Source organism: Pseudomonas sp. BSw22131 (assembly GCF_026810445.1).
Lineage (GTDB): Bacteria > Pseudomonadota > Gammaproteobacteria > Pseudomonadales > Pseudomonadaceae > Aquipseudomonas > Aquipseudomonas huanghezhanensis.
In genome coordinates this window covers 5,031,616-5,045,268 of sequence record NZ_CP113949.1, presented here as the reverse complement: position 1 = coordinate 5,045,268, position 13,653 = coordinate 5,031,616, and the positions used below count along the sequence as shown (strand labels likewise).

The window sequence follows — 13,653 nt, the reverse complement described above, 5'->3', positions numbered from 1 at the left end:
GCGTCGGTTGAATTGCCGGTTACGTAAATGGACCCGTTGTCGCGTTCCTGCGAAACGCACCTTGCTGTAAGGTTGCGGTCAGAAGCACTGAATTCTGCGATTGAAAGGACAAGGCCATGCTGGATTGGAAGAAACGCGCGGGCAGCGCGGATGCACGTGTTGACACCTCGTCGACATCGACGGCGAGGAGCCGCGGTTACCTGGGTGGCCTGCTGTTCAGCAAGGCGCTTGGGGTTCTGGTCGGTATTTATCTGATCGTGACCATTGTCCTCGGTTGGTGGTGGAGCAGCGAGCCGCCATTGTTCCCGGTTCAGCAGCAGGCCCAGGCTGCCGCCGAGCGCGAAGGCAAGCAGATGGTGATTGGTTACACCACCGTCGAAACCCTCAAGACCGTGGCCGGTACGTTGCTCGACAAACGCGGCGGCTATCTCTCCAACGACCGTTTCCCGCCTGGCCTGTGGCTGGACAACATTCCGAGCTGGGAATACGGCGTGTTGGTGCAAGTGCGTGACCTAAGCCGTGCACTGCGCAAGGATTTTGCCCGTTCGCAGTCACAATCCGCTGAGGATGGCGATCTGGCCCGTGCCGAGCCGCTGTTCAACTTCGATAACAAAAGCTGGATTCTGCCATCGAGCGAATCGCAGTATCGCGACGGCATTACGGCACTGAGCCGCTATCAGGCACGGTTGTCGGATCCGAACCAGAAGGGCGCGCTGTTCTACACCCGCGCCGACAACCTGAACAACTGGCTGGGCGACGTCGGTACCCGTCTGGGTTCATTGTCTCAGCGTCTGTCTGCCAGCGTAGGCCGGGTCAAACTCAACAGCACCCTGAAGACCGAGGCGCAGTCCACCGTGACCGTCAGACCGGGTGAAGTGCCGCAGGTCGACGAAGAGATCGTTGAAACACCGTGGATGCAGATCGACAACGTCTTCTACGAAGCGCGTGGTCAGGCATGGGCGCTGTCCCATTTGCTGCGAGCCATCGAGGTCGATTTTGCTGACGTGCTGGCGAAGAAGAACGCGACCGTGAGCGTGCGTCAGATCATTCGCGAGCTTGAAGCGTCGCAAGAGCCGATGTGGAGCCCGATGATTCTCAACGGCAGCCCGTTTGGTGTGTTGGCTAACCACTCGCTGGTCATGGCTAATTACCTGTCGCGCGCCAACGCAGCGGTCATCGATCTGCGTCAACTGTTGTCGCAAGGCTGACAGATGGCCGTTTCCAAGCAGGAGGCCGCGCACCGCGCCGCCTCCGATGCCGAGCAGATCGCATGGGTCGATCGCAACGATCAACTGCTGGGCTCGATGCCCCGAGCCGAGCTACGCGAGCGCGGCCTTATCGGGCGTGGCACTTATATCCTGCTGTTCAATTCCGCTGGCGAGTTGTGCGTTCATCGCCGCACGCTTAGCAAGGCGATTTATCCGGGCTACTGGGATGTTGCCGCAGGCGGGATGGTGCAGGCAGACGAGAACTACGCCGAGTCCGCCGCGCGCGAGCTTGAAGAGGAACTGGGTGTGGGCGGTGTTGAGCTGACCGGACACGAGCAATTCTTCTTTGACCTGCCCGATAACAGGCTGTGGTGTGCTGTCTTCTCGGCCGTCTGGGATGGGCCATTGAAGCTGCAGCCCGAAGAGGTGCTGGAAGCGCGCTTTATCGCGGTTGATGAAGTGCTGCGCGAAACCCTTGAAAAGCCTTATTGCCCGGACTCCCTCGCCGCGTTGAAGCGCTACCTCGGACACGTCGCGAATGAGGCGTAAATTGGCGCATATTGACCCTTAGCAGCAACGGTTTTTGCCGTTACACTGCGCGACCTTTCAGGCTGGTCCGTTTACAAGGACCAGTTGCGCTGCCCCTGCCTGAGTGGGGCTTCGCGGTCGACGCCCGTCGGCCAATCTTTGGTCCTCAAGAAGAGGATTGCCCTTGGCCAAAAAAGCCGCTTCCTTCGCCGCCCTTGGTGGCCTGGTATTTTCAACCGACGCGGGACGTCACTGTCCTGAATGCCGTCAGCCCGTCGACGCCTGCACCTGCAAAAGCACCTTGATCCCCGCCGGAGATGGCATCGCCCGAGTGCGCCGCGAAAGCAAAGGCCGTGGCGGCAAGACCGTGACCACTGTAACCGGTGTGCCGCTGGCCGAAGAGGCTCTCAAAGAGCTGGCCACCACGCTCAAGCGGCGATGTGGCACCGGTGGCGCGCTCAAGGAGGGTGTGATCGAGATTCAGGGCGATCATGTCGAGACCTTGCTGGCCGAACTGGTGAAACTGGGTTTCAAGGCGAAAAAATCGGGCGGATGAGATCTCATTCCTCTGACCGCACTTTGGGTTTCAATGATCGGTTTCACATGCCTTTTTCAAACCGTCGGTTTTAATGGGTGGTTTCAAACTCTGGCTCGCACAGCGGGTCTACCACTCACAGTGAGCCGGCGCCAAACCGTCATTTCCGCTCTATACACTGCGCGCAGCCGTCTGAGGCTCGTGCTTTATGACTTTATATAGGGGACTTCGATGTCCGTACGACGCACACGCAAAGACGATGGCAGCCAATGGACCGTGGCGGACAGCCGCAGTGTCTATGGGATTCGCCACTGGGGAGCCGGGTATTTTGCAATCAACGAAGCCGGCCGCGTTGAAGTCCGCCCTAACGGGCCGTCAAGTTCACCCATCGATCTTTATGAACAGGTCGATCAGCTGCGTAAAAGTGGTTTGTCTCTGCCGCTGCTCGTGCGTTTTCCAGACATTCTGCAGGACCGTGTTCGCCAACTGACTGGCGCCTTCGACGAAAACATTGCGCGCCTGGATTACAAGAGCCAGTACACCGCGCTCTACCCGATCAAGGTCAACCAGCAAGAGGCCGTGGTCGAGAACATCATTGCCACGCAAAACGTTTCCATCGGTCTGGAGGCGGGTTCCAAACCTGAGCTGATGGCCGTGCTGGCGCTCGCTCCAAAGGGCGGAACCATCGTCTGCAACGGCTACAAGGACCGTGAGTTCATCCGGCTGGCGCTGATGGGGCAGAAGCTGGGTCACAACGTCTTCATCGTGATCGAGAAAGAATCCGAAGTTGAGCTGGTGATCGAAGAAGCCGCCGAGCTCAAGGTCGCGCCGCAAATCGGTCTGCGCGTACGCTTGTCATCGCTTGCGTCCAGCAAGTGGGCGGATACCGGGGGCGAGAAGTCAAAGTTCGGCCTGTCCGCGGCTCAGCTGCTGTCGGTGGTCGAGCGTTTCCGCAAGGCAGGGCTCGATCAGGGCATCCGTCTGCTGCACTTTCACATGGGCTCGCAGATCGCCAACCTGGCCGACTACCAGCACGGCTTCAAGGAAGCGATTCGTTACTACGGCGAGCTGCGCAACCTTGGCTTACCGGTTGATCACATCGACGTCGGTGGCGGTCTGGGCGTTGACTACGACGGTACGCACTCGCGCAACGCCAGCTCGATCAACTACGACATGGACGATTACGCCGGTGTCGTGGTCGGCATGCTCAAAGAGTTCTGCGATGCTCAAGGTTTGCCGCACCCGCACATCTTCTCTGAAAGCGGCCGCTCGCTGACCGCGCACCACGCCATGCTGGTGATCCAGGTGACAGACGTCGAGCGTCACAACGACGAAGTTCCGGAAATTACCGACAAGGAAAGCCTGCCTGAAACCCTGCAGTGGCTAATTGACCTGCTGGGCCCGACCGACATCGAAATGGTCACCGAAACCTACTGGCGCGCCACGCACTACATGAGCGACATCGCCACGCAGTACTCGGACGGCAAGCTGACCCTGGCCGAGAAAGCCTTGGGCGAGCAGTGCTATTTCGCCGTTTGCCGTCGCCTGCACAATTCGCTGAAGGCGCGTCAACGCTCCCATCGCCAAGTGCTCGACGAGCTCAACGACAAACTGGCCGACAAGTACATCTGCAACTTCTCTGTGTTCCAGAGCCTGCCGGATACCTGGGCCATCGATCAGGTGTTGCCGATCATTCCGCTGCATCGTCTGGATGAGGAGCCGTTGCGTCGCGCCGTGCTGCAAGACCTGACTTGTGACTCCGACGGCAAGATCAATCAATACGTCGACGAGCAGAGCATCGAAACCAGTCTGCCGGTGCACGCACTGAACGAGGGCGAGGACTACCTGCTGGGCGTGTTCCTGGTCGGCGCGTATCAAGAAATCCTGGGCGACATGCACAACCTGTTCGGTGATACCGACTCGGTGAACATCTACCAGAACCCGGATGGCAGCGTTTACTCCGCCGGCATCGAAACCCACGACACAATTGAAGACATGCTGCGTTACGTGCATTTGTCGCCGGAAGAACTGATGACCCATTACCGGGACAAGGTCGCCAGCGCCAAGATCAGCCCGCGTGAGCGCACCCAGTTCCTCGACGCTTTGCGTCTGGGGCTGACGCGGTCTTCTTACCTGTCGTCGTGACCGTGTAGGTCGTCTTGAAAACGGGTCCCTGTGACCCGTTTTTTTATGCCCTGATGCACCGTTTCAGCGATGTAGGTTTACCTGCTCACTGTGGTTTGTGTGCCTAATCCTTTTGTCCTGTAGGCAACGTCCTATTCCTCTTTCGCGCCGCTTTGCGGTGGCACTTGTGCGGCAGAATCGCCGGCCATTTCGCGCTTAACCGCCAAGGCCGTCTTATTCATGTCCATCACCGAGCATCACTGCCACTTTCGTCTGGATTCAATTGCCTTTCCCCGTTCCCTGGACGTGATGACTTTCAAAGGCCAAGAGGCTCTCAGCCGTCCGTTTCTGTTCGAGGTGCAGGCCGTGAGTCTGCATCAGGAGCTGAACGTGCAGCAGTGTCTGTTCAGTGACGTGTACCTGAGTTCGAAAGTGCCGGGGGTTGGTTTTCACGCGCAGATCCAGAACATAGGTCGCAGCAATACCGGGCCGGGGCCTGCGCACTACCAGATCACGCTCGGCCCGCGAATGGGCTCCCTTGCGCACCGCTCCAATCAGCGGATTTTCCAGAACATGCCGGCTGCTTCGATCATTCGCAAAGTGTTGCGTGAGCACGGTATTCATGAGGTTGACTACGCTTTTGACCTGAACCGTCAGTATGAGGAACTGGCGTTCTGCGCCCAGCATGGAGAAACCGATCTGCAGCTGCTTGAGCGGCTGTGCAGGCAAGAGGGCATCGTTTATTACTTCGAGCATTCCACTGCCAACCATTTGCTGGTCTTTAGTGACGAGATGAGGCACACCCGCCGGACCGCCGCTGCACATTTCGAAAGCCAGGCGGCGCGCGGGGAAATCACTCGCTTCGAGGTCATTCCTTCCAGCCCCGAGAATGCCGGTGAGCAGCGTCCTGCATTGCGAATCAGGGGCGCCAGCGCGTTGCCATTTGTGCGCGCGGGCATGCAATTGCCGATGACCGGACACCCCGACCTTCAGTGCAATCAAGCCTGGCTGCTGACCGATGTTCGGCACTGGGGTCTCCAGCCGGTGTTCAAGATGGGAGCTTTTGCGCCGGCCTACCTGAACGCCTTTTCGGGTCAGCAGGCCTCCTGCGGACTGAAGCCGGCAAAGCCGCTCTCCGAGCCGCGCAAGATTGGCCTGCACCGAGCCCGCGTGGTGGGCGCCTCGTTCGACGAAGTGCCGCGCGATCATGAGGGTCGCATCAAGGTGCGTTTCGAGTGGGGGGATCAAGGCGACGGGTCGCGCTACAACGATTGCTGGATACCGGTGGACAGCAAGCTGGATCAGCCGGACAGGCTATGGGAAGGCGGGATGGAAGTTGTGGTGAGCTTTGTCGAGGGCGATCCCGACCGTCCCGAAATCATGGCGGTTGTCTGTGACGCCGACACCTCGACAATGGCCCACACGCAGGCGTTTGTTACAGCGCAAAACGGCGTCACCACCCGGCTTGATCGCCAGGATGTGCTGGGCGATACCGGGCATATTCATCTCGACGGATTCACGCTGCAACTCGGCAGCTCCAATGAGCTGAGCCTCAGCGTTGGCGGCAGTCACGTCAGGATCAGCGGTGACGACGTGACACTGACCAGTCCCACTATCGTGCTGACGGCGCATGGCCCTGTTAATGATCAGGCGCCAGACAGCCCAACCCTGGGTGGTCAGAATGACGGAAAAACCTCGTAACTATTGGTCGTGGTGGCAGTCGTAATCGTAAGCGGGCTTGGCGTTGAGCGCCGCTTTGACGAGACTGGACGATGATTAAAGTGGCGCTCAAAACCCTGGTGACCGGCTGGCTGATGACACTGTTAATGGGCTGCTCGCCCCTGAAGATGCTCAATGCATTTACGCCGCAGAGCACGTTCACCCAAGTATCCGGTGTGGCATATGGTCCGGACCCACGCAACAAGCTTGATGTGTATACGCCCAGACACGTCGCACCGGATGCCCCTGTGGTGGTGTTTTTCTATGGTGGCAGCTGGAACAGCGGAGACCGGGGCGACTATGCCTTCGTCGGAGAGGCGCTCGCGTCTCGAGGAATCGTTGCCGTGCTGGCTGACTACCGTCTTTATCCGCAGGTGCATTATCAAGGGTTGCTCGAAGACAGCGCGCAGGCCGTGGGCTGGACGCGTAAGCACATCGCTCAATATGGCGGTGACCCGTCGAAGCTTTATGTGATGGGTCACAGCGCCGGGGCTTACAACGCGGCGATGCTGGCGCTTGATCCTGAATGGCTGGCGGCTGCGGGCATGCAGCCTTCCTCGTTCAAGGGCTGGATCGGTCTTGCCGGCCCCTACGACTTTCTGCCCATCGAGAACCCTGACGTGAAGCCGGTGTTCTACTTTCCCAACTCGCCGCCCGATTCACAGCCGATCAATCACGTCAGTGCGGCCTCTCCCCCCGCGCTGTTGATAGCTTCGACGGACGACACGCTGGTCAACCCCGCACGCAACACGGGTGGTATGGCGACGCGCCTGCGCGATCAAGGCGTGTCGGTGCGGGAGCTGTACTTTTCGCGCACCAACCACGGCACGCTGGTCGGCGCATTCGCACGACCGCTGCGTTTCCTGGCGCCGGTGCTGGATGAGGTCGCAGCGTTTATCCATGCGCAGGATCAGGTGCAGGTCTCGTCGGTGTCTGGCAACCGCTGATCCCTTGCCCGTTGAAGGCTGCTAAATGCGGGTTATGGCTTGAACCACTCACCGCTGCGATTGAGTTGCCAGGCGACATAACCCAGCGTCGCGCCGCGCAGGGCCATGAACAGCAGAAAGGTCAGCCACAGGCCGTGATTGCCGAAACCCATGCTCAGCCAGGCAAACGGTGCGATCAGCACCACGTTTAGCAGCATGGTGTTGCGCATGTCCTTCGCCCGCGTGGCGCCGATGAACAGACCGTCCAGCAAGTAGCTCCAGACTGCCACCAACGGTAGCGCTGCCAGATATGGGAGGTACGCGAACGCGATTTGGCGCACCTCCTTGATGTTGGTTTGCATCGATATGAACAGGTGGCCGAAGCACAGGAAAAATCCGGCGAACACGAGGCTGCAGATCAACGACCAGCCGCCCGCGACGTTCATGGAGCGCCGGAGTGCCTCGCGGTCGTGGCTGCCAATCGCATGTCCGCACAGCGCCTCAACGGCATGGGCGAGTCCGTCCAGCGCGTGTGCGGTCAGCAGCAGCCCGTTAAGCAACAGCGCATTGGCTGCCACCGTGGCATCGCCCAGTCGGGCGCCTTGTACGGTGATGAGGAAAAACACTGATTGCAGCACCAGACTGCGAATGAAAATGTCGCGATTGACCGCCAGCAAAGGGCGCCAGCTCTGCCAGCGTTGCAGTGCGGCCCACGCGACCTGACCGGGGAAGGCCCTGAGTGCTTTTTGGGTCAGCGCCAGACCCAGTAGCGCTCCCAGCCATTCTGCAGTCACCGAGGCGCGCGCCGAACCGACCACACCCCAGTCCAGGCCCAGCACGAACCAGAGATTCAGGACGATGTTGACGAGGTTAGTGGTCAGCAAGATCGCCAGGGAGGCACGTGCGTTTTGAGTGCCGAGGAACCAGCCCACCAGCGCATAAGTGGCGAGCGCTGCGGGCAGACCGAACAGCCGGGTGTGGAAGAAGGTTTGGGTCAGCGTGTTGAGGTCTTCGGAGGGCTGCATCATCTGGATAGCCAGATGCAGAAACGGCAATCCGATCAGCCCCAGCAACAGTGAAAAGCCCAGTGCCAGCAGCAGGCTTTGCAGCAGTATCTGGCGCAACATGGCGCCGTCGCTGCGTCCCGCCGCCTGCGCAGCAAAGCCGGTGGTGCCCATACGCAAAAAGCCCATGGCCCAGGCCAGAAAACTGTAAAGCGTCCCACCTACCGCCACAGCGCCCAGCTGATGCGCGTGAGGAAGATGACCAATCACGGCGCTGTCCACCAGCGTCACGAGCGGCACGGAAACGCTCGACAAAATCATCGGCGCCGCCAGCCCCCATACGCGTTTGTGCGTAGGACGGTGACGCCAGTCGTTGGCAAAATCAGACATGCAAGCTCCCGGGAAGGCCGGCATTGTAGCGGGATGATACAGGTGGTGCTGTCGCAGATTGCGCTTGAGATACAACCCGACCCTTCGCGATTGCGGCTTGCCCGCGAAGGCCCTGACTGTCAATCCTGAGAACAAAGCCACAAACCCAGGGTCTATCCGCTCGCCGAGCGCCAAAAAGCGTATTCAGGTGCTATAACTTCCTCCTTCTGAACTGCCGCCGATGAGTGCCTCATGCTTTACAAAGGATTGTTCCTGGCTTGTGCGCTGGTACTGCTGAGTGCCTGCGATTCATCCACCTCAGACAAAGCGGCCGTGCCTGTTTCCGCTGCTACCCCGCAAGCGCCTGCGGTCGAGACCAACAAGCCCAAGCCGGCTGTTGATCTTGCCGCGTTGAGCCAGCGCTACGCCGGGCGTGAGTTGACGGTCGTCGACGTCTCGGAAGTGCAGCTCGATGGCGCCAGCACGCTGTCATTGAGTTTCTCCGTGCCATTGGATCCCGAGCAGAAATTCGCTGAAAAAGTGCACCTCGTCGACAGCACCAACGGCAAGGTCGATGGCGCCTGGGAGCTGTCCGACAACCTCATGGAGCTGCGCCTGCGTCACCTTGAGCCCAAGCGCAAACTGGTGCTGACGGTCGACGCTGGCCTTATCGCAATCAACAAAAACACGCTGGCCGCTGAATACTCCACGCGCCTCGAAACGGCCGATCTACAGGCAACCGTTGGTTTTGCCAGCCGTGGCAGCCTGCTTCCGACGCGCCTCGCTGAGGGCCTGCCAGTCATCGCGCTGAACGTCGACAAAGTCGATGTCGAGTTTTTCCGCATCAAACCGGAGTCGCTTCCAGCCTTCCTCAGTTCCTGGGAAGGTTCATCCAGCCTGCAAAGCTACGAATCCCAAGAGCTGCTGCCAATGGCCGATCTGGTCTACGGCGGCCGCTTCGATCTGAATCCGGCGCGCAACACGCGGGAAACCGTGCTGCTGCCGATTGCCGGCCTCAAGCCCTTGCAACAGCCGGGCGTGTATCTGGCCGTAATGCGTGCTTCGGGGACCTACAATTACTCGCAGCCAGCGACGCTGTTCACCCTCAGTGACATTGGCGTGTCTGTGCACCGTTACGCTAATCGTCTGGACGTGTTCACTCAGGCACTCGAAGGCGGCAAAGCCCTGAGCGCCATCGATCTCGCCTTGTACGACGACAAGGGCCGAGTGGTTGGCCAGGGCAAGACCGACAACGCAGGCCATGCCGAACTGCCACTGCCCGCTAACGCCCAAGTGCTGCTGGCGCACCAGGGCGAGCAAACCAGTTTGCTGCGTATGAACGGTTCTGCGCTCGATCTGGCCGAGTTCGACATCACAGGTCCGAAAGACCATTTTCTGCAGTTCTTCATCTTCGGTCCGCGCGACCTGTATCGCCCAGGCGAAGTGGTGCTGCTCAACGGCCTGCTGCGCGACCGCGATGGCAAAACCGTCAAGCCACAACCGATCACGGTGGAAGTGCGTCGCCCGGACGAACAGGTCAGTCGTAAATTCGTGTGGGAAGCCGACGACACCGCGCTCTACCAATATCAATTGCAGCTGTCAGACGAAGCGCCGACCGGGCGCTGGCAATTGGTGTTCGACCTGGGCGACGGCAAGCCGCAGATGTACGAGTTTCAGGTTGAGGACTTTCTGCCCGAACGCATGGCCCTTGAACTCAAAGGCAGCGATGCGCCGCTTGCTCCCGATGCCCCGTTCGACGTTGCGATTAACGGCCGCTACCTCTATGGCGCGCCAGCTTCGGGCAATCGCCTGACCGGTCAACTGTACGTGCGACCGTTGCGTGATGCAGTGCCAGGGCTGCCGGGTTACCAGTTTGGCTCGATCACCGAAGAAGAGCTGAGCCAGGATCTGGAGATCGAAGAAAGCACCCTCGATGCAAACGGCGAGCTGGCGCTGAGCATCGACAGCCAGTGGGCGAAGGCGCTTTCGCCGCTGCAACTGATCCTGCAGGCCAGTCTGCAAGAGTCAGGCGGTCGGCCGATCACCCGGCGTTTGATTCAGCCGGTGTGGCCAGCCGAGCAAATGCCAGGGTTGCGCGGGCTGTTCGACGGCGAAGCCACCGATGGCGATGGTCCGGTCGAGTTCGAACTGCTGATGGCTGACAGAGAAGGCCACAAGCTCGCTGCCGAAAATCTCAAAGTGCGGCTGATCCGCGAGCGCCGTGACTACTACTGGAGTTATTCGGACAGCGATGGCTGGAGCAATCACTACAACGAGAAGTTCCTCAATCTGAGCGAGGAAACGGTCAGCGTCAAAAAGGACTCGACCGCCAAAATCAGCTTTCCGGTGGAGTGGGGCCCATATCGTGTAGAGGTCGAAGACCCGGCTACAGGGCTGATCAGCAGTGTGCGGTTCTGGGCAGGCTATCGGTGGCAGGACAACGCCGAGGGCGGTGCGGTCCGTCCGGACCAGGTCAAGCTGGCGCTGGACAAAGCGGCGTATTCCGAAGGCGACACAGTGAAAGTGACGGTCACGCCGCCTTCGCCCGGCAAGGGCTACCTATTGGTTGAGTCCAGCGAAGGTCCGCTGTGGTGGCAGGAAGTCGACGTGCCTGCCGAGGGCAAGGCGTTCGATATCCCGCTGGACAAAGCGTGGGCGCGGCACGATCTGTACATCAGCGCGTTGGTGATTCGGCCAGGCGAGCGCAAGGCCAATGTCACGCCCAAACGCGCGGTGGGTGTATTGCATGTGCCGCTGGACCGCTCGCAGCGCAAGCTGGCGCTGACGGTCACGGCACCTGAGAAAATGCGTCCACAGCAACCGCTTACCCTCAAGATCAACGCCAGGAACGCCGACGGTTCAGTGCCGGCCAACGCCCGCGTGCTGGTGTCCGCCGTGGACGTTGGCATCCTCAATATCACCGAATACAAAACCCCTGATCCGTTCGCCAGCCTGTTTGGGCGCAAGGCATACGGCGCCGATCAACTGGACATTTACGGGCAGTTGATCGAAGCCGGAGGGCATCGTCTGGCGAGCCTGGCGTTTGGTGGCGATGCCGCGCTGGCCAAAGGCGGCAAACGTCCGCAGACCAGCGTGAACATCGTCGCGCTGCAAAGCGTGCCGGTGAAGCTCGATGGCGAAGGCAACGGAGAAGTCCGTGTCGATATTCCGGATTTCAATGGCGAACTGCGGATCATGGCCCAGGTCTGGACGGATGACCGGTACGGCATGGCCGAAGCCAAAACCGTTGTGGCTGCGCCGTTGATTGCCGAGCTGTCAGCGCCGCGCTTCATGGCCGGTGGCGACCAGACCCGGGTGGCGCTGGATGTGTCGAACCTGTCCGGCAAGGCGCAAAAGCTGAGTGTTCAGGTCAGCGCTGAAGGGCAACTTAGCCTGACCAATGGCGACAACATCAAGACCCTCCAACTGGCTCAAGGGCAGCGCACCACCTTGCAGATACCTGTGCGGGCGCAAGGTGGCTTCGGTCAGGGGCGAATCAAAGTGACAGTGCAGGGCCTGGAACTGCCGGGTGAAACGTTGCCGCCGTTCAGTCGTGAATGGACGTTGGGCGTGCGCCCTGCGTACCCGGCAATGCTCAGGCAATACCGGGCCGTGCTCAAGGATCAGGCGTGGACGTTGCCCGAGGGCGCGCTGCAAGCGTTTGAACCTGCGGGGCGTGAAGCGCTGTTGTCTATTTCAAGCCGACCGCCGCTAAACCTTGGCGAGCAGATCCGGGCGCTCAAGGCTTACCCTTATGGCTGTCTTGAGCAAACCGCGAGCGGGCTGTATCCGTCGTTGTACGCCGATGCGTCCGTGCTCAAGCGACTGGGTCTGGACGGCGAACCCGACGCGGTGCGCAAGCGCAAGATCGAATTGGGCATCGAGCGTTTGATCGGGATGCAGCGCTACAACGGCAGCTTCGGTTTGTGGGGTGCCGATGGGGAGGAAGAGTATTGGCTGACGGCCTACGTCACTGATTTCCTGCTGCGCGCGCGCGAGCAAGGCTTTGCGGTGCCGCCGGATGCGCTGAAGAAGGCCAACGAGCGGCTGCTGCGTTACTTGCAGGAGCGCAATCAGATTGAGGTCAACTACAGCGAAAACGCCGAACATACGCGTTTCGCCGTTCAGGCTTATGCGGGGCTGGTGTTGTCACGCAGCCAGCAAGCGCCGCTGGGCGCGCTGCGAAGTCTGTTTGATCGCCGCACGGATGCACGCTCAGGGCTGCCCTTGATCCAGCTGTCCATTGCGCTGGAAAAAATGGGCGACAAACCCCGCGCCGATCAAGCGCTCATGGCCGGGCTGGCCGCCAAACGGCAGGCCAACGACTGGCTGGCCGATTACGGAAGCCCGCTGCGCGACCAGGCACTGATTCTGTCGCTGCTCGAAGAAAACAAGCTGGCGCAGAACAAGGTCGAGGAGCGTCTGTTTGCGCTGTCCGATCAGGTCGCGGCAGCGGGTTATCTGTCCACGCAGGAGCGCAACGCGTTGTTCATGGCGGGCCGCGATCTGCTGGGCAAGCCCGAAGCGAAGTGGACGGCGACCTTGACCAGCGGTGTCCAGAACCGCGAGCTGAGCAACGATCAACCGGGGGTTAAGCTCGACAGCTCTGTGCTGGCGTCGCCATTGACCGTGCAGAACGCCGGTGCCGACACCTTGTACCAACAGATGACGATTTCGGGGTATCCCGTGCAGGCCCCTGCACCGGGTGGCGAGAACCTGAGTATTCAGCGGGATTATCTGGGCATGGACGGCGAGCCGCTGAACCTCAACGCGCTCAAGAGCGGTCAGTTGGTGCTGGTGCACCTGCAAGTGAAATCCAAAGAGCGGGTGCCGGATGCGCTGGTCGTTGATCTGCTGCCAGCCGGTCTTGAGATCGAGAACCAGAACCTGGCACAGAGCGCGGCGAGCCTTGAGGACGCCAGCGAGTCAGTTAAACAGTGGCGTCAGTCCATGGAGAACGCGGGGCTCAAACACCAGGAGTTTCGTGATGACCGCTACGTGGCGGCGATTGATCTGCAGGGCTACAACACGGTTGATCTGCTGTACCTGGCCCGCGCTGTGACACCCGGTATCTACCGTGTGCCGCCGCCGCAGGTGGAGTCGATGTATCGCCCCAACTGGCAGGCTTTGGGTGAAGCGCCTGCGCAATTAGTGGTGAAGGGCAAATAACCCATTTGAGCTGCAACGATTCTGTAGGAGCCAACTTGTCGGCGAGGGCTTGATCCGGTGTGTCAGGCACG

General features: G+C 60.2%; 8 protein-coding genes. 7 read left to right on the top strand and 1 reads right to left on the bottom strand.

Annotated features, from left to right (window positions below; all coding sequences use genetic code 11):
* The first annotated feature begins 116 nt into the window (after positions 1 to 116).
* The 6 genes from OYW20_RS22770 to OYW20_RS22745 all read left to right on the top strand — a co-directional run bounded on the left by OYW20_RS22770 (position 117) and on the right by OYW20_RS22745 (position 7,061).
* Positions 117 to 1,208: a DUF2333 family protein gene (locus tag OYW20_RS22770; protein WP_268798146.1), complete on the top strand. Its 1,092-nt coding sequence runs from the start codon at positions 117 to 119 to the stop codon at positions 1,206 to 1,208.
* Between the two features lie 3 nt (positions 1,209 to 1,211).
* A complete protein-coding gene (locus tag OYW20_RS22765) occupies positions 1,212 to 1,757 on the top strand; it encodes an NUDIX hydrolase (protein ID WP_268798145.1) in 546 nt (181 codons plus the stop codon).
* A 163-nt stretch (positions 1,758 to 1,920) separates the two neighbouring features.
* Positions 1,921 to 2,292: a translation initiation factor Sui1 gene (locus OYW20_RS22760; RefSeq protein ID WP_268798144.1), complete on the top strand. Its 372-nt coding sequence runs from the start codon at positions 1,921 to 1,923 to the stop codon at positions 2,290 to 2,292.
* A 210-nt stretch (positions 2,293 to 2,502) separates the two neighbouring features.
* The gene (speA, locus tag OYW20_RS22755) at positions 2,503 to 4,416 is read left to right on the top strand and encodes an arginine decarboxylase (RefSeq protein WP_268798143.1); all 1,914 of its coding nucleotides are present in this window, start codon (positions 2,503 to 2,505) and stop codon (positions 4,414 to 4,416) included.
* Between the two features lie 219 nt (positions 4,417 to 4,635).
* Positions 4,636 to 6,096 carry a type VI secretion system Vgr family protein gene (locus OYW20_RS22750; RefSeq protein ID WP_268798142.1) on the top strand — a complete coding sequence of 487 codons (1,461 nt, stop codon included), beginning with the start codon at positions 4,636 to 4,638 and terminating at the stop codon, positions 6,094 to 6,096.
* Between the two features lie 71 nt (positions 6,097 to 6,167).
* On the top strand, positions 6,168 to 7,061 hold the full coding sequence (locus OYW20_RS22745; RefSeq protein ID WP_268798141.1) for an alpha/beta hydrolase: 894 nt from the start codon (positions 6,168 to 6,170) through the stop codon (positions 7,059 to 7,061).
* Between the two features lie 32 nt (positions 7,062 to 7,093).
* Here OYW20_RS22745 and OYW20_RS22740 read toward each other — a convergent pair whose 3' ends face one another.
* Positions 7,094 to 8,434, bottom strand: a complete 1,341-nt coding sequence (locus tag OYW20_RS22740) for an MATE family efflux transporter (protein ID WP_268798140.1) — start codon at positions 8,432 to 8,434, stop codon at positions 7,094 to 7,096.
* 231 nt (positions 8,435 to 8,665) lie between these two features.
* Here OYW20_RS22740 and OYW20_RS22735 point away from each other — a divergent pair, with 231 nt between their 5' ends.
* Entirely contained in the window at positions 8,666 to 13,582 is a 4,917-nt protein-coding gene (locus tag OYW20_RS22735; RefSeq protein WP_268798139.1) for an alpha-2-macroglobulin family protein, read from the top strand.
* The last annotated feature ends 71 nt before the right edge of the window (positions 13,583 to 13,653 follow it).